The organism is Reyranella sp. (assembly GCF_050185545.1).
Lineage (GTDB): Bacteria > Pseudomonadota > Alphaproteobacteria > Reyranellales > Reyranellaceae > Reyranella.
Map to the genome: position 1 here is coordinate 1 of NZ_JBFWZI010000004.1, position 15,968 is coordinate 15,968.

Consider the following 15,968-nt stretch of genomic DNA (forward strand, 5'->3'; position numbering starts at 1 on the left):
GATGGGGAGTTGAAGACATGATTACCAAGCGCGCGCTCGTGCTGTCCGCCGGAGCCCTGGTCTGCGTCGCCGGCGCCCGGCCGGCCGGCGCCGCCCTGCCGCCGATCTCCCGCGACCAGCACGAGAACGCGATGCGGGCGGCCATCGAGGAGGCACGGCGCAACCCCGTCTATCCCTTCGGCGCGGTGATCGTGCGGGCGGAGAGCGGCGAGATCGTCGCCCGCGGCGCCAACGACAGTCGTGCCAATCCAATCCTGCACGGCGAGATCGCCTGCATGAGCGACTACGTCCGCCTGCACGGCAATCGCGGCTGGGCCGGGTGCGTGCTCTACACGACCGGCGAGCCGTGCTCGATGTGCATGAGCGCGCTGGTCTGGGCGGGCATCGGCGGCACCGTCTTCGCCTCGTCGATCGACGCCATCCGGCGCGCCGGCATCGATCAGATCGGCCTCAACGCCCAGGCCGTGATCGACGCCGCGCCGTTCTACAGGGGCCTGCTGCTGGGCGGTGTGCTCGCCGCCGAGACGGACCGGATGTTCATGGATCGGAAGAGGACCTGAGCTTCATGTTCTTCCGGACCGCGGGCGTCTCGCCCGCTCTTCTCATGAGCGGGCGAGACGCCCGCGGTCCGGAAGAGCATGAGCGCCCTCAAATCTTGATGTTCCCTTTCTTGATGATGTCGCCGAACATCCTGGTCTCGTTGGTGATGGTGGTGCGGAAGTCGGCGGGGCCGAGATAGGTCACCCGCAGGCCGCCGGTGTGCGCCTTCTGGACGATGTCGGGTGCGCGCAGGGCCTCGGCGATCGCCTTGTCGAACCGGGCGACCACCTCCGGCGGCGTGGCGGCCGGCGCCAGGATGCCGAACCACGAATCGCCGCCATCCTTGCCGTAGCCCTGCTCCATCAGGGTCGGGATCTCGGGGAAATCGGGATGGCGCACCTCCGACAGCATGGCGAGGCCCACCAGCTTGCCCGCCTTCACGTACGGCAGGCAGGTCTGGTCGAACTGGACCTGCACTTCGCCCGCGAGCAGGGCATTGGTGGCCGGGGCGCTGCCGCGATAGGGCACGTGGGTCATCTTGATGTCGGCCTCGAAGCACAGCCGCTCGCCGAACAGATGGGTGATGGTCGCGAGTCCGGAGGAGGCGAAATTGACCTTGCCCGGGTTGGCTTTGCAATAGGCCACGAACTCGGCAAGGGTGCGCGCCGGCACCGAGGGATGGATGGCCATGATGCCCCACGACGTCGCCATGCGCGACACGGTGCGGAAGTCCTTCTCCGGGTCGAACGGGATCGACTGCAGATGGCGGGTGATGCAGACCATCGCCGTGGTCGTGGTGAGGAAGCTGTGGTTGTCCGGCGTCTGGTTCTTCAGGTACTCGGCGCCGATCATGCCGGATGCGCCCGCCTTGTTGTCGAACATGACAGGTTGCTTGAGGATCTGCGCCGCGCGCTCGATGACGACGCGCGTCGCGACATCCGAGGGTCCGCCTGGCGGATAGGGGATGACGATGCGCAGCGGCTTGGTGGGCCACTCCTGGGCGGCCGCCGGCCGCAATGCCGCCGATTGGGCCGCCGCTGCGGCGAGAGTGGAGCCGATGAAAACGCGACGACGCATGGACTTCTCCCTAAATCTGCTCTTGTCAGAGCTTTGATTGTTCGTAGCGCCGAACCGGACGGTAGAGCAACAAGTTGGGCAGGAGCGCGACCACGATCGCCGCCGAGCCGACCTCGCCGTGGTAGCGTCGCCCGGATGAAACGATTTTCCGACACGCGGGTGGCGGCGATCTTCGATGCCTACCCGCCGATCCTGCGCAAGCGACTGGCGGCGCTGCGCGCGCTGATGCTCGAGACCGCCAGGCAGACCGACGGTGTCGGCCGGCTCACCGAGACGGTGACATGGGGCCAGCCGAGCCATCTCACGGAGGAGACCGGCAGCGGCACGACCGTGCGCATCGATCGACTCAAGGCCGGCGACGGCTACGCGGTCTTCTTCCATTGCCAGAGCGGCCTGGTCGACGAATTCCGCCAGCTCTATCCCGATACCTTCCGGTTTCGAGGGCAATCGCGCCATCGTCTTCGATGCGACCGAGGCTCTGCCGTCGCGCGAGCTGGGCCACTGCATCGCCCTCGGGCTCACCCACCATGCGAGGAAGCGCCGACCGCAACGACCGCGCGTCGCTGATCACTCGAGACTTCCTGGCTGGTAGCGCGCTACCAACAAGTAACAAACTCTTCCCGCTGGGAGCGCGGCACTCCGATGGCGCTCTTCTTGTCGATCACACATCCCATGAGCGCCATCACGGCGGAGATTACTCCGCCTCAAGTGGCGCGCTCCCACATGATCTTGTCCGCTGCGGACGCAGGATCGGGGGTGCGGACGATGGTCATCATTGTCCTGGGTCTGCGCTAACCTGTTGATTTAAAAGGAATAGACCGATGTACGGTGCGGACGCTGAAATGCCGGGTCATTCTTTTCTCGGTGTGCCGCGATGAGACCACGCCCGGAAGCGAGATATCGCAAACAACGCGGTCGAAGCGCCTGAGCGGCGCTCGCCAACGCGCGTGTTATCTTGCCGCCCGTGGTGCCGGGCAGTCGTTGCGCGCGCCAACTGTCGGTTCGCAAGGAAGGCGCGTTTTTCGAGATGAGTATCACCGTCTATTCGGCCCGTCGCATCCTCACCATGAATCCCGGCCGTCCCTCGGTCAGCCATGTCGCCGTGCGCGACGGGCGCATCCTGGGCGCCGGCACGCTGGAAGAGCTGCGGGGATGGGGCAAGGTCGAGCTCGACGAGCGCTTCGCCGACAAGGTGATCCTGCCCGGCTTCGTCGAGGGCCACAGCCACGCCTACGAGGGCGGCGTGTGGAAGTTCCCCTATGTCGGCTACTTCGACCGCGTCAGTCCCGACGGCTCACGGTCGAAGGGCCTGAAGAGCATCGACGAGGTCGTGGCTGCCCTCAGCGTCGTCGAGAAGGGGCTGCCCAAGGGCGCGCCGCTGCTCGCCTGGGGTTTCGATCCGATCTATTTCGGCGGCCGGCGCATGAACCTCGCGGACACCGACAGGATCTCGACCGAGCGTCCGGTCGTCATCGTCCATTCCAACTTCCATGTCGCCAACGCCAACACGCCTGTGCTGGCCAAGGCGGGCATCACGCGCAGCACCAACGTGCACGGCATCGTCAAGGACGAGCGCGGCGAGCCGACCGGCGAACTGCAGGAGATGACGGCCAAGTACATGGCCTACCGCGCCGCCGGCGTCGAGCTGGCGGCGGTCCTGTCGGACGAGCAGGCGGTGTGGCGCTTTGCCCGCGTGGCCCAGCTGGCCGGCGTCACCACCGCCACCGACCTGCACAACGAGCTGCCGGACAGCACGGTCGAAGGCTATCTGAAGGCGAGCGCCTCGGTCGACTTCCCGCTGCGCCTGCTGCCGGCCTTCGCCGCCGCCTCGGTGCCGCCCGACCAGGGCATTCCGCGCCTGCAGTCGCTGATGAAGCGGAACAACGAAAAGCTGCGCTTCCAGCTGGTCAAGATCGTCACCGACGGCTCGATCCAGGGCCTCTCGGCGCGCATGCGCTGGCCTGGCTACTACGACGGCACGCCCAATGGCGTGTGGAACATCGGGCCGGACGACATCGATCGCCTCCTGCTCGCCTGGCACCGGGCCGGATTCCAGGTGCACATCCACACCAACGGCGACGAAGCCTCGGAGGTCGCGATCGAGGCGGTCGAGCGTGCCCTGGCGACGGCCCCGCGTTGGGACCATCGCCACACCCTGCAGCACGCGCAGATGGCCGACGCCGGCCAGTTCCGCCGGATGAAGGCGCTCGGCATGTGCGCCAACCTGTTCGCCAACCATCTCTTCTATTGGGGCGACATCCACCACGCCCGCACGCTGGGCCCGGAGCGCGCCGAGCGCATGGACGCCTGCGGCACGGCGCTGGCGACCGGGGTGCCGTTCGCCATCCATTGCGATGCGCCGGTGACGCCGATCGGCCCCTTGTTCACCGCCTGGTGCGCGGTCAACCGGCTGACCGCGTCGGGCCGCACCCTGGGCGAGGCCGAGAAGATCTCCGTCGCCGAGGCGCTGCGCGCCATCACCCTGGGGGCGGCGTACACGCTGAAGCTCGACGAGGAGCTGGGCAGCATCGATGTCGGCAAGCGCGCCGACTTCGCCATCCTCGACGACGATCCGCTGGCCGTCGCGCCCGCCGCGCTGAAGGACGTCGGCGTGTGGGGCACCATGCTGGGCGGCAGGATCTTCGAAGCGCGCAAGACGTGAGCGAGCGCATCCCCTTCACCGTCATCGGCGGCTTCCTCGGGGCGGGCAAGACGACCCTGCTCAATCGACTTCTGCGCGCCAACAGCGGACGGCGCTTCGCGGTGATGGTCAACGATTTCGGCGCGCTCGACATCGACGGCCGGCTGGTTGCGGAGCATGCCGGCGACACGATCGCGCTCGCCAACGGCTGCCTGTGCTGCACCATCGGCGATTCGCTGGTGACGACGCTGCTTGCACTGCTCGAGGGCGAGCGGCGCTTCGACCACATCGTCGTCGAGGCGTCGGGCGTGGCCGATCCCGGCCGCATCGCTGACCTCGCCGTGATCGAGCCGCGCCTGCAGCGCGACGGCGTGATCGTCGTGGTCGACGGCGGCGAGGTGCGCCAGCGCGCCGCCGACCGCCGCGTCGGCGACACCATCACCCGCCAGCTCACCGCCGCCGACCTCCTGGTGCTGAACAAGACCGATCTCGCCCAGGATCTGACGCAGCTGCGCTGCTGGCTCGCGAGCCAGTCGCCGGCGCCGGTCCTCGAGGCCCGCCACGCCGACGTGCCGGTCGATCTTCTGTTCGGGCTGGAGCACCGGGGCGTCACGTCTGAGGCAGTGCCGACTGCCGACTTCGCGAGCTGGTCCTATGAATGGCCCGACCCGGTCGATCGCGCCAGCGTGCTGGCAATGCTGCAGGACGCCCCAGGCCTGTTGCGCGCCAAGGGCATCCTGCGATTCGCCGATACTGCCGACCGGCGCACGGTGGTGCACCTGGTGGGCCGCCGACTGGACGTCACCGACGAGGGCCTGTGGCGCGATGGCACGACGTCGCGGCTGGTGTTGCTGGGCTTGAAGCCGATCATGCTCTTCCGGACCGCGAGCGTCTCGCTCGCGCATGATTCTTGAGCGAGCGGGACGCTCGCGGTCCGGAAGAGCATCAGCAAACGTCACGAACCAGGGCGCAGGCATCCTGTGTCCGCAAAATACTCCTCCGCCAGGAGTGCATAGAAGTACTCGTCCCACCAGCCATGTGGTGGGCGATGGAGGCAGGCGCGGAAGTGGCCCTCGCGGCGCATGCCGAGCTTTTCCATCACGCGCCAGGAGGCGACGTTCTCGGGCTGGCAGGTCGCGATGACGCGATGGCAGCCGAGAATCTCGAAGGCGTAAGTGAGAAGGGAGCGCGCCGCTTCGGTCGCGTAGCCTTGTCGCTGGTGCTGCGTGCCGAACACCCAGCCGATTTCGTGGGTGCGCGTCACGATCCACGGATGGAACACCATGTGGCCGGCGAGCTCGCCGGAAGCCGCGACGATCACCGCCAGCGCCTCGGCCTGCTCGCCGGCATTCTTTTCGGCGAAGGCCCGTGCGCCGGCGACATCGAGCACGTCTCGCGGCAGCCATGCCATGACCGACGGGTCGGACATATAGCGATGGATCGCCGGCCAGTCGCCCGGGGAGATGGAGCGCAGCAGCAGGCGCGAGGTGGTGCGCGGGGGGAAGTTCACGGAGGCCAGCATAACAGACTGCGCGCAAGCGAAGTCGTCGCGGCGATGCAGCGCCGGGCGAATCGGGCTAGGGTTGGCTGAATCGGGGAGGATGCGGCATGGCCGGCAGATTGAAGGACAAGGTGGCGATCGTGGTCGGGGCCGGGTCGATCGGGCCTGGCTGGGGCAACGGCAAGTGCACGGCCGTCACTTTCGCGCGCGAGGGCGCCAGGGTGTTCTGCGTCGATCGTAAGCGCGCCGCCGCCGAGGAGACGGTCGGCCTGATTGCCAAGGAAGGCGGCGATGCGATGGCTTTCGAGGCCGATGCGTCGAAGAACGCCGACGTCAAGGCGATGGTCGACGCCTGCCTCGCCAAGTGGGGCCGCGTCGACGTGCTCGACAACAATGTCGGCATCGGCTCGACCGGCGGGCCGGTCGAGCTCAGCGAGGACGAATGGCAGCGCGTGTTCGACGTCAACGTGAAGAGCTTCTTCTTGACCGCCAAGCACGTGCTGCCGGTCATGGAGAAACAGGGCAAGGGCGCCATCGTGAACGTGAGCTCGATCGCCTCGATCCGCAGCCCCAAGGGCATCGCCTATATCGCCTACAACGCCAGCAAGGGCGCGGTGAACTCGCTCACCCTCGCCATCGCCTCGCAGTACGCCGACAAGGGAATCCGCTGCAACGCCATCCTGCCCGGCCTTATGCACACGCCGATGATCGACTTCCTGGCCGAGCAGTACGCACGCGGCGAGAAGGATCACAACCAGGCCTACGACAAGATGATCGCCATCCGAGACCGCGCCTCGCCGACCGGCAAGATGGGCACCGGCTGGGACACCGCCAATGCCGCCCTCTACCTCGCCTCGGACGAGGCGGCCTACGTGAATGGCCACCTGCTGGTGGTCGACGGCGGCATCACCGCTCGCGCCTGATCCCGAAGCGGAAGACGAAGGGGCCGGTCAGGATGATCAGGAACAGCCGGAACAGATGGTGGGTCGCCACCATGGCGACCTCGACGCCGAGCGCCAGCCCGATCAGGCTCATCTCGGCGAAGCCGCCCGGGGCGTAGCTCAGCACCGTGGCGTCGAGGTTGAGGCCGGTGATGGCCACGGTGAGCTTGGCGAACACGACGGCGCATACGATCAGCAGGATCGCGGCGCCGATCGAGGCCGCCATCTCCTTGTGCAGCCGGTCGATGGCGGCGCCGACGAAGCGGCAGCCGATGCCGGTGCCCATGACGATCTGGGCGGCGGCGACCAGCTCGCCAGGCGGCTTCGAATCGGTGACGCCGGAGAGGTGAACGATGGCGCTGAGGATCATCGGTCCCATCATGAAGCTCGCCGGCAGGCGCAGCAGCCGGCCGAGAGCGGCGCCCGTGATGCCGCACGCGGTGAGGATGGCGTAGTCCTGCCAGTCGTAGTTGGACGGGCCGGGCGCCATGGTGAGCACGCTGGTCTGCGCGCCGTTGACCAGCCGGTACCAGACCGGAATGGTGAGCACGACGGTCAGGATGCGCAGCGCGTGGGCGAGCGCGATGGCGCGTTCCTCGCCGCCCATCGCGCCGCCCAGGATGGTCATGTCGTTCAGCCCGCCCGGCATGGCGGCGAAGTAGCAGGTCGGCTTGTCCCAGTTGGTGAAGCGGCGGAACCACATGTAACTCAGCGTCGCGCCGGTCATGGTCATGCCGGTCAGCACGGCAAGGCTGATGGCCCACTGGCCGAGTCGTTGCACCAGATCGGGCGTGAAGCCGGCGCCCAGTAGCACGCCCATGATGATGATCATGCCCTGGCGCAGCCGTATGCGCATGCCGATGCGCAGGCCGGAGAAGGCCGCGACAGTCGAGAACACGCAGGCGCCCAGCATCCAGGCGAGCGGCATGCGCAGGTAGTCGAAGACGAAGCCGCCGATCGTGCCGATCACCAGGGCGAGCAGGAGCGGCTTCAGGCCCTCGTGGCCGATGATGCGCTTCTTCTCGGGCCTGAAGGGGATCGGGGGGCTATTCAAGGATTGAACTGCTCCTTGAGGATGCGCTCCTCGAGATCGTGCTCGGGATCGAACAGCAAGGTGAGGGCGATGTCGGTCGCCTCGGTGATCGTGACCTTGACGACGTTGGGGATCTCGACGGAGTCGGCGGCGGCCGCGACGGGACGCTTGCCCGGGTCGAGCACGGTGAGCTCGACCTCGGAGTGTCGCGGCAGCAGGGCGCCGCGCCAGCGGCGCGGCCGGAAGGCGTTGATCGGCGTCAGCGCGAGCAGCCCAGCGCCGAGTGGCAGGATGGGCCCATGGGCCGACAGGTTGTAGGCCGTCGAGCCGGCCGGCGTCGCCACCAGGATGCCGTCACAGTAGAGATCGGGCAGGCGCGGCCGACCGTCGACCACCACGGCGATACGGGCGGTCTGCCGGCTCGAGCGCAGCAGCGAGACCTCGTTGATCGCGATCACGTCGACGGTCTTGCCGCGATTGTTGGTTGCAACCATGCGCAGCGGAGTGAGCGTAACCTGGCGCGCCTTCTTAAGGCGCTGCAGCAGGCCCGGCTCCTTGAAGGTATTGAGCAGGAAGCCGACCGTGCCGAGGTTCATGCCGTAGATCGGCGTGCGCCGGCGCATGTTGCTGTGCAGGGCGTGCAGCATCAGCCCGTCGCCGCCCAGCGCCACGATGATGTCGGCCTGGGCCTGGTTTACCGCGCCATAGCGCCTGACCAGCCGGTCGCGCGCCGCCCGGGCGGTCGGTGTCGGGGCACAAACGAAGGCGAGGCGGGGAGCGGTCGAGTTGTTGGGGGACGCCATCGGGATGTCTGCAATGCCATCTATGCAAGACTCGTACTATAGTGGCCAGTTGTCGCGTAGCGATAAGCTGGTGGGGAAGAAGTGTCGAGGAGGAGCGTGATGGAGCTGGTTCCGCTGGGGCCCGGGTTCGGGGTCGAGGTGAAGGGCGTCAGCATGCTGGACGTCGCCACTGACGCCGAGGCCTACAAGGCCGTGCGCGCCGCCTTCGAGACCCATTCGCTGCTGGTGTTCCGCGACCAGCCGATCGCCGACGACATCCAGGTCGCCTACAGCCGTGCCTTTGGGCCCCTGGAACTCACCAAGGTCGCCTCGCTCGGCGCCAACAGCTTCTACTCGCGCCTGACCAATATCGGCGAGAAAGGCGAGATCGTGCCGCCCGACCATCGCCAGGTGCTGGTCGCGCAGGCGAACGCCCTGTGGCACACCGATTCCTCGTTCAAGAAGACGCCGGCGCTTGCCTCGGTGCTGACTGCCCGCGTGCTGCCGGGCGCCGACGGCGACACCGAGTTCACCTCGACGCGGCTCGCCTGGGACCGCCTGCCGGCCGACCTGCAGGCCCGCCTCAAGGACGCCGTGGCGACCCATTCCTATGCCAACAGCCGCGACCAGATTCACCCCGACCTTGCCAATGCCGAGGAGCGCAAGGCGCTGCCGCCGGTGCGCTGGCGTCTCAACTGGCGAAACCCGACGAACGATCGACGGGCGCTCTATGTCGCCAGCCACGCCTACGCGATCGACGGCATGGACGATCGAGACGCCCGCCAGCTGCTGGCTCAGCTGCTCGACGAGGCGACGCGGCGCGAGTTCGTCTACGTCCACAAATGGCGCCAGGGCGATGCCGTGATGTGGGACAACCGCGCCATGCTCCATCGCGGCCGGCCGTGGGACTACACCAGGGAACGCTCGATGATCCGCACCACCATCTCGGCCACCGACGCCGACGGCCTGAACGAGGTCAGGCCGCCGGTGCTGCATTAACTCTCGGACCGCGGGCGTCCCGCCCGCTCATGATTCATGAGCGGGCCGGACGCCCGCGGTCCGGAAGAGGGCAGACCTCACGCCGATATTCCGCGTACGCCGTAGACCTCCTGCAACTCGTCGATGTCCTTCAGGGCATGACGGCCAAGCGAGCCGATGGCGTTCGGCGGCAGCAGGCGGGCCATTGCCTCCGAGACGATGAGCGACAGGTTGAGCTCGGCGCAGAGCTTCTCGAGGCGGGAAGCGAAATTGACGGCGGGACCGATCACTGTGAAGTCGAGCCGCTTGCTGGCGCCGATGTTGCCGAACATCACCTCGCCGATGTGCAGCGCCAACCCGAAGCGCACGTCGGCCTCGCCGGCGGCGGCGCGCGCCACGTTCAGGGTCGCGATGGTCTCGGCTGCCGACGCGGCGGCCCACAGGGCGCGGGTCGCGGTGGCCGCCCGCTCGGCCGGCGACGGGACGGGAAACATCGCCAGCATCCCGTCGCCCATGAACTTCAGGATCTCGCCGCCCGCCGCCGTCACGGCCTCGCCGGTGGCGCCAAAATAGTCGTTGAGGAGCGTGATGACGGCGTCGCGAGGCAGGGTGTCGGAGGCACGCGTGAAGCCGCGCAGGTCACTGTACCAGATCACCGCTTCGATGGTCTGGCCGTCGCCGCGCTTGACCTCGCCAGCCAGGATGCGCCGTCCCGCCGCGCGGCCGACATAGGCGTCGAGCAGGTTCACCGCAGTGTCGCGCAGGGAGTGGGTCTCGACGATGCGCGTGAAGGCGAACTGCAGGAGGAACATGCGGTCGAGGTCCGCCGTCGAGAAGCCACCCGCCGCATCCGAAACGATGCTGAGCGCCTGGACATGGCCCGTGGTGAACAAGAGCGGCAGGGCAACGTAGTCGGTCGCGCCCTCGCTCTTGAGCTGCTTCAGGAGCGGCGCTTGCGGCTCGACCTCGGCGAGGTGCACGCGGATGGTCTTGCGTTCTTCGAACACCCTGGGCAGCGGGTTGTCGAGATACTCCGTCCGTTGCCTGAGCCCGGGCGCCGCTGCGGCGACCTCGACGCCGCGGCCGCGTCGCCAGAAATAGGCCTTGCCGTCGAATTCCGGATGCAGCGTGAACTGGAAATAGGCGAGCCGCCACAACGGGATTCCGGCCGCGACCAGCCGCTCGCCGGCGGCGCCTACGAGTTCGCCGGTGTCGGCGATGCGGTAGGCCTCGGTGACGAACCAGTGCGCCAGCGGGTCGCGATAGACGCTGTTCGCGATGCCGTCGTCCATCGCCGGAGCATAGCGCCGCCAGCCGGCGCTGCCCTGGTTATTCTGCGGCTTCCAGGCGCTGGATATTGTTGGCGGCGGCGACCCTGGCGCGTGCCACATCCTCGCCGCGCCGCTTGCTGAGCGCCGCTTCGCCGCCCGCCGTGTCGGCGAACAGGGCGAGCTTGTCGAGATCCTCCTCGACCACCGGCGAGAGGGCGAGATCCATGTACTCGTGGCGTCTCGGGTCGTTCCTGATCTTCTGGCCGATGCGCCAGCCCTGCCAGGCGAGCCGGCCATAGATTTTGAGCTTCCTCCAGGATTCCAGCGCCAGCTTCCAGTGGAACACGCCCACCGGCTCGATCGGCATGCCGTAGCGCCGGTCGCGGCGATACTTCATGCGCACAATGCCGCCTTCCAGCGGATGGATGCCTTCGGCCTCGAACATGATCTTGAACATGGTCATGAACTGGGCCGGCTCGGCCGGATTGCGGCCCGGGATCGAGCCGTGACGGCGCGCCACCGTCTCGATGTGCTCGGGCGTGTAGTAGGTTCGCCAAGCATCGCGGTAGGTCTGCTCGAACTCGGCATCGCTCATCCTGGGATGATGGACGACGCGATGATGCAGGTCGTACTTGTTGAGGTCAGGATCCATCCACACACCCTGCTTCCACAGCTTCTGGTGGTCCTCCGAGCCGGGCAGCGGGGTGAGAATGAACAGCTCGAGAATGTCGAGCGGCAGCTCCTTCTTGATGATCTCCATGTCGCGCAGGATCGACTCGCGCGTATCGCCCGGGAAGCCGAGGATATAGCCCGCCCAGGTCGAGGCGCCGCTCGTGTGCCACGCCTGCAGCATCTTGCGGTACTCGGTGATCTTGTTCTGGCGCTTCTTGGCCGCCAGCAGATTGTCCGGGTTGACGTTCTCCAGCCCGATGAACACCCGGTAGACGCCAGCCCAGCGCGCCTTCTCGATGAAGCGCGGAATGCGATGGCACTGGGTGTCTACCTGGATGATCAGCGAGACCGCGATGCCTTCGTTCTCCTTGAGTTCGATCAGCCGGTCGAAGAACGATTCCCAGTGCCGGTTGCGGGCCATGTTGTCGTCGGTGATGAAGAACGACGTGATGCCCTGCCTGTAGTTCTCGCGGACGATATCCTCGAGGTCGTCGGCGTTACGGAAGCGGCTCTTGCGGCCCTGGACGTTGATGATGGTGCAGAACGAGCACTGGAAGGGACAGCCGCGGCCGAGGTCGAAACTCGATTTGCGGCCCTCGTTGCGCGCCAGGGCGGCCGGCGGCAGGCGCGGTGTAGGGGCGCGCTCGATGCCCGGCAGGTCGTTCATGTAGTTGTAGAGTGGCTTCAGCGTGCCGGCCCAGGCATGCTGGAGGATCTCGTCGAGGCGGCCTTCCTCGGCCTCGCCGGCAAAGATCGTGACACCCATGTCCATGGCCGCCTGGATCTCGGGCGGTACGACCGGCAGCATTGACAGGCAGCCGGCGGCATGGAAGCCGCCCATGGCAACGGGCAGGCCGGCGGCGATGAACTGGCGGGCGAGGTCGACGGCGCGCGGGAACTGGTTGGACTGGACGCCGACGAGGCAGATCAGGGCCTTGCCGCCGCTGCGCTTGACCTCGGCGGTGATCCGGTCGGCCCGCACCCGCGTATTGGTTTCGTCGAATGGCCGCAGAACGATGTCGACATCCGGACCCAGGACATTCCGGGAGCGGCAATCCTCGCCCAGCCCATAGAGCGCCGCCAGGGTGTTTGACGGGATGTGCGATCGCAGCCAAGTGATGGGATAGCCGTCGTCGTCATAATGCGTCGGCTTGATCATCACCAATTGAAAGGTGGTCTTCTTCACGGCACTGCCCATTGCGGATGACTCCAAAGCGAACAACCCGCATGCGGTCCGGTCGTGTGTATCTCACCGCTTAACGGCATCCCGATTTCCACAATGCTCTGAGCGGGCCTGCAACGCAACTGCAAGCAGTCAACAATCGAAACCGATTTACGCTATTAAAACCTACACCCTTTAGGGCTATGGGCACGAGAGCCCCGCAATTCGTGGGATTGGGGCATGAGCAAGAGATAATTGCAGTCGACACCGTTCGCGCGCACCGTAGGCGCGGCCCCGAGACGCGACACAACGGCGTCCGGGGGAGGAACGAACAAGACCTTGAGTCTCATTGCGCGCGTCCCGGCGCTGGCACCGTTCAAGGTCTCCAGCTTCCGCTTCCAATGGCCGGCCGATCTGCTCGCCTCCTGGGCATTCGAGATGGAAGGTGTGATTCTCGGCTGGTTCGTGCTGGTGTCGACCGGTTCGGTGCTGGCCCTCGCGGTATTCGGATCTCTGCAGTTTCTCGGGACGCTGATCTCGCCGCTGTTCGGCATGGCGGGCGACCGCATCGGCAACCGCAATCTCCTATGCCTGATGCGGGCCAGCTACGCGGTGATGGCGGGCCTGCTGATGCTCCTGTTCCTGACCGGCCAGGCCGCGCCCGCGCCGGTGTTCGTGCTGGCCACGCTGATGGGGTTGGTCAGGCCCTCCGACATCACCCTGCGCAACCTCCTGGTCGGCGAGACCATGCCGGCGGATTACCTGATGCGGGCCATGGGCGTGTCGCGCACGACGGCCGATTCGGCGCGCATCGTCGGCGCGCTGTCCGGTGCAGGGCTGGTTGCCGCGCTCGGATCGGGCCTGGCCTATGCCGTGGTGTGCGCCACCTATCTGGCGAGTCTTACTTTCACGCTGAAGGTCGGGATTCGCCGTCTTCGCGTGGTGAGCGAGCAGGCGATGCCCGCCTCACCAGTCAAGGCGCTTGCCGAGGCCTTTGCCTACGTCTGGTCGACACCCGACCTGCGCGCCCTGATGCTGCTGGCGTTCCTGGTCAACTTTGCCGCCTATCCCCTGGTCGGCTCGCTGCTCGCCTATGTCGCCAAGGACATCTACGGTCTCGGCCAGACGGGGCTTGGCTGGCTGATTGCCTGCTTCGCCAGCGGGGCTTTGACGGGATCGGTGGCCATATCGATGCACGGACCGCGCATCCGGGCCGGCCGAACGATGCTCGCCTGCGCGATCGCATGGTTTGCCCTCAACATGGCGTTCTCGTGGATCGAGGTTGCGCTGTGGGGGGAAAGCGTCCTGTTCGTTGCCGGCCTGGTGCAGAGTTTCTGTATGATTCCGATGGCGGTCCTGCTGCTCCGGGCCGCCGAGCCGGCCTTCCGCGGCCGGGTCATGGGGTTACGCATGCTGGCGGTCTATGGCATGGCGCTCGGGCTGCTGCTGTCCGGTCCCCTGGTCGAGCATCTGGGCTTCGCGCTCACCGGGTCCCTTTTTAGCCTGGTGGGCATCGTCTTCACCCTGCTGATCGCCCTCCGCTGGCGACGCCACCTCTGGCACCGGTCAGCCCCTGCGAACGACCGGTAGATCAATTTCCTCCCAGCAATCCCGATTGGGCGTGGACAGAGCTTTCATGTTTCCTCCTATGAAAATCGGGGCGGGTACCGCCCGATTTTCTCACCATCGTGGTGCCCGCCGGGCGTGCTGGGTGTCGCCCCCGTAATCTGGCCAGCAATTGGGGGAGGTGGCCCGGAGGGCCGGAGAAGGAAAGCTCCAGTCTGGATCTGTCGGATTCCGACGTCGGAATCCGCAGCCTCTTGTCTGCGGCCTTCCTTCTCCGCCCCGTATGACGGGGCACCTCCCCCGATTAGGCGCTGGTTCCAGTGCCATAGGGGGAGGGGGATGTGCGTCCACTCCTAGCGGCACAGCCTGGTGGAGAATGAAGGCCTCAACCGAGGTTCTTCTCGGCGAACGACCAGTTGGCGAGCTTGTCGAGCCACGCCTGGATGTGGTCGGGACGGCGGTTCTGGTAGTCGAGATAGTAGGCGTGCTCCCACACGTCGGCGACCAGGAGCGGCTTGCGGCCGTGCGCCAGCGGCGTGTCGGCGTTCGCCGTCGTCTCGATGACGAGCTTGCCGTCGCTTTCGACTAGCCACGCCCAGCCGCTGCCGAACTGGCCGACGGCGGCCGTCTTGAAGGCCTTCTTGAAGTCGTCGAGGCTGCCGAAGCTGTCCTCGACGGCCTTCTTCATCTTGCCCTCCGGCGTTCCGCCCTTGGCGGACATGCTGTGCCAGTAGAAGTCGTGGTTCCACGACTGGGCGGCGTTGTTGAAGATGCCCTTGGCCTTCTCGTCCTTGGCCGATTTCTTGACGATGTCCTCGAGCGACATGTCGGCATAGGCCGTTCCGGCAATCAGGTTGTTGAGGTTGTCGATGTAGGCCTTGTGGTGCTTGCCATAGTGGAAGGAGAAGGTCTGGGCGGAGATGATGGGCGCCAGCGCATCCTCCGCATAGGGGAGCTTCGGGAGGGTGAAGCCGTTCTTTCCTTTGTCCAAAGGCATTACGCGTGATCCTCGAGCTGGCCCGGTCTCGTTCCGGGCGGGCAGTGGTGGCAATAAACGCCGCGCACGCCGGCGGGACGCCAGCGTGCGCGACGAACTAGCTTGGCAGAAAATCCAGCCTCAAGGGACAGCTTCTTTCTGCCGCGGAAGGAGGGGACGACCGCTCACCCAGCAACGGGTCGCGGGCGGCGTGGTTGCCTGGAAACCTGCTTGTGCCCGCTTTTTCGGCGAATGATCCTCGCGCCGAAATTTCTTGGCGAACGATTGCGTTTTGGTTGCACGCGTGTAACCGCGGAATATCTCTAGGCGACAGGCATCGCGAGGAGAAACACCGTGAAGGGAAACCCGCAGATCATCGCCGAGCTGAACAAGCTCCTGAAGAACGAGCTGACGGCGATCAACCAGTACTTCCTGCACGCGCGCATGCTGAACCACTGGGGGTTCGATCGACTGGGAAAGAAAATCTACGACGAGTCGATCGGCGAGATGAAGCACGCCGACAAGTTGATCGAACGCATCCTGGTGCTGGAGGGCCTGCCGAATCTCCAGGACCTCGGCAAGATCGGCGTCGGCGAGACCACCGTGGAATGCCTGAAGGCGGACCTCAAGCTCGAGCAGGCCGCCCGCACCGCACTGGTGGCCGCCGTCACCCATTGCGAGTCGGCCAAGGACTATGTGAGCCGCGAGATCGTCGTCGACATCCTCGAGGATGCCGAGGAGCACATCGATTTCCTCGAGACCGAGCTCTCCTTGGTCGACAAGGTCGGCGAGCAGAACTACCTGCAGACGCAGATCGGCGAAGGCAAG

At 66.4% G+C, this 15,968-nt stretch carries 15 protein-coding genes; 8 read left to right on the forward strand and 7 right to left on the reverse strand.

Translation table 11 applies throughout. From position 1 onward, the window contains the following. A partial coding sequence (locus tag AB7O82_RS01770) for a nucleoside deaminase (protein ID WP_428618526.1) occupies nucleotides 1–560 on the forward strand: 560 nt, incomplete at its 5' end. Nucleotides 561–648: 88 nt separating this feature from the next. On the opposite strand, the gene AB7O82_RS01775 is transcribed toward AB7O82_RS01770, so the two are convergent. Further along, complete coding sequence (locus tag AB7O82_RS01775) at nucleotides 649–1,617, reverse strand: Bug family tripartite tricarboxylate transporter substrate binding protein (protein ID WP_428536841.1); 969 nt, start codon at nucleotides 1,615–1,617, stop codon at nucleotides 649–651. Between the two features lie 135 nt (nucleotides 1,618–1,752). Between AB7O82_RS01775 and AB7O82_RS01780 the strand changes: the two genes are divergently transcribed. The 3 genes from AB7O82_RS01780 to AB7O82_RS01790 all read left to right on the forward strand — a co-directional run bounded on the left by AB7O82_RS01780 (nucleotide 1,753) and on the right by AB7O82_RS01790 (nucleotide 5,172). Beyond that, complete coding sequence (locus AB7O82_RS01780) at nucleotides 1,753–2,184, forward strand: DUF1801 domain-containing protein (RefSeq protein WP_428536844.1); 432 nt, start codon at nucleotides 1,753–1,755, stop codon at nucleotides 2,182–2,184. 460 nt (nucleotides 2,185–2,644) lie between these two features. After that, a complete protein-coding gene (locus AB7O82_RS01785; protein WP_428536847.1) occupies nucleotides 2,645–4,279 on the forward strand; it encodes an amidohydrolase in 1,635 nt (544 codons plus the stop codon). Beyond that, nucleotides 4,276–5,172 carry a CobW family GTP-binding protein gene (locus AB7O82_RS01790; RefSeq protein ID WP_428536850.1) on the forward strand — a complete coding sequence of 299 codons (897 nt, stop codon included), beginning with the start codon at nucleotides 4,276–4,278 and terminating at the stop codon, nucleotides 5,170–5,172. Before AB7O82_RS01785 ends, AB7O82_RS01790 begins: the two co-directional genes overlap by 4 nt. 41 nt (nucleotides 5,173–5,213) lie before the next feature. Here the strand turns inward: AB7O82_RS01790 and AB7O82_RS01795 are convergent, their stop codons facing one another. After that, nucleotides 5,214–5,768, reverse strand: coding sequence for a GNAT family N-acetyltransferase (locus tag AB7O82_RS01795; RefSeq protein WP_428536854.1), 555 nt, complete (start codon nucleotides 5,766–5,768; stop codon nucleotides 5,214–5,216). 98 nt (nucleotides 5,769–5,866) lie between these two features. Between AB7O82_RS01795 and AB7O82_RS01800 the strand changes: the two genes are divergently transcribed. After that, nucleotides 5,867–6,682, forward strand: coding sequence for an SDR family NAD(P)-dependent oxidoreductase (locus tag AB7O82_RS01800; protein WP_428536857.1), 816 nt, complete (start codon nucleotides 5,867–5,869; stop codon nucleotides 6,680–6,682). On the opposite strand, the gene AB7O82_RS01805 is transcribed toward AB7O82_RS01800, so the two are convergent. Both AB7O82_RS01805 and AB7O82_RS01810 read right to left on the reverse strand, forming a co-directional pair. After that, nucleotides 6,666–7,754 (reverse strand): AbrB family transcriptional regulator, encoded by a 1,089-nt coding sequence (locus AB7O82_RS01805; protein ID WP_428536860.1) that lies wholly within the window; start codon nucleotides 7,752–7,754, stop codon nucleotides 6,666–6,668. The two genes, AB7O82_RS01800 and AB7O82_RS01805, sit on opposite strands and share 17 nt — an antisense overlap. Then, entirely contained in the window at nucleotides 7,751–8,536 is a 786-nt protein-coding gene (locus AB7O82_RS01810; protein ID WP_428536863.1) for an NAD kinase, read from the reverse strand. Before AB7O82_RS01810 ends, AB7O82_RS01805 begins: the two co-directional genes overlap by 4 nt. A 99-nt stretch (nucleotides 8,537–8,635) precedes the next feature. On the opposite strand from AB7O82_RS01810, the gene AB7O82_RS01815 reads away from it, so the two are divergent. Next, nucleotides 8,636–9,514 (forward strand): TauD/TfdA dioxygenase family protein, encoded by an 879-nt coding sequence (locus AB7O82_RS01815; protein ID WP_428536866.1) that lies wholly within the window; start codon nucleotides 8,636–8,638, stop codon nucleotides 9,512–9,514. A gap of 77 nt (nucleotides 9,515–9,591) precedes the next feature. On the opposite strand, the gene AB7O82_RS01820 is transcribed toward AB7O82_RS01815, so the two are convergent. Together AB7O82_RS01820 and AB7O82_RS01825 are read right to left on the reverse strand one after the other, a co-directional pair. Beyond that, on the reverse strand, nucleotides 9,592–10,785 hold the full coding sequence (locus AB7O82_RS01820; protein WP_428536869.1) for an adenylate/guanylate cyclase domain-containing protein: 1,194 nt from the start codon (nucleotides 10,783–10,785) through the stop codon (nucleotides 9,592–9,594). A gap of 37 nt (nucleotides 10,786–10,822) precedes the next feature. Continuing rightward, nucleotides 10,823–12,634, reverse strand: a complete 1,812-nt coding sequence (locus AB7O82_RS01825) for a B12-binding domain-containing radical SAM protein (RefSeq protein WP_428536872.1) — start codon at nucleotides 12,632–12,634, stop codon at nucleotides 10,823–10,825. 303 nt (nucleotides 12,635–12,937) lie between these two features. Here AB7O82_RS01825 and AB7O82_RS01830 point away from each other — a divergent pair, with 303 nt between their 5' ends. Then, a complete protein-coding gene (locus tag AB7O82_RS01830) occupies nucleotides 12,938–14,188 on the forward strand; it encodes an MFS transporter (RefSeq protein WP_428618529.1) in 1,251 nt (416 codons plus the stop codon). A 361-nt stretch (nucleotides 14,189–14,549) separates the two neighbouring features. Here the strand turns inward: AB7O82_RS01830 and AB7O82_RS01835 are convergent, their stop codons facing one another. Further along, the gene (locus tag AB7O82_RS01835; protein WP_428536878.1) at nucleotides 14,550–15,161 is read right to left on the reverse strand and encodes a superoxide dismutase; all 612 of its coding nucleotides are present in this window, start codon (nucleotides 15,159–15,161) and stop codon (nucleotides 14,550–14,552) included. A 333-nt stretch (nucleotides 15,162–15,494) separates the two neighbouring features. Here AB7O82_RS01835 and bfr point away from each other — a divergent pair. After that, on the forward strand, nucleotides 15,495–15,968 hold a 474-nt coding region (gene bfr, locus AB7O82_RS01840), incomplete at its 3' end, for a bacterioferritin (RefSeq protein WP_428618531.1).

Coding starts and splice junctions, on each gene's coding strand:
- AB7O82_RS01775 (WP_428536841.1), bottom strand. CDS start 1,617: ATGCGTCGTCGCGTTTTCATCGGCTCCACTCTCGCCGCAGCGGCGGCC.
- AB7O82_RS01780 (WP_428536844.1), top strand. CDS start 1,753: ATGAAACGATTTTCCGACACGCGGGTGGCGGCGATCTTCGATGCCTAC.
- AB7O82_RS01785 (WP_428536847.1), top strand. CDS start 2,645: ATGAGTATCACCGTCTATTCGGCCCGTCGCATCCTCACCATGAATCCC.
- AB7O82_RS01800 (WP_428536857.1), top strand. CDS start 5,867: ATGGCCGGCAGATTGAAGGACAAGGTGGCGATCGTGGTCGGGGCCGGG.
- AB7O82_RS01810 (WP_428536863.1), bottom strand. CDS start 8,536: ATGGCGTCCCCCAACAACTCGACCGCTCCCCGCCTCGCCTTCGTTTGT.
- AB7O82_RS01815 (WP_428536866.1), top strand. CDS start 8,636: ATGGAGCTGGTTCCGCTGGGGCCCGGGTTCGGGGTCGAGGTGAAGGGC.
- AB7O82_RS01820 (WP_428536869.1), bottom strand. CDS start 10,785: ATGGACGACGGCATCGCGAACAGCGTCTATCGCGACCCGCTGGCGCAC.
- AB7O82_RS01825 (WP_428536872.1), bottom strand. CDS start 12,634: ATGGGCAGTGCCGTGAAGAAGACCACCTTTCAATTGGTGATGATCAAG.
- AB7O82_RS01835 (WP_428536878.1), bottom strand. CDS start 15,161: ATGCCTTTGGACAAAGGAAAGAACGGCTTCACCCTCCCGAAGCTCCCC.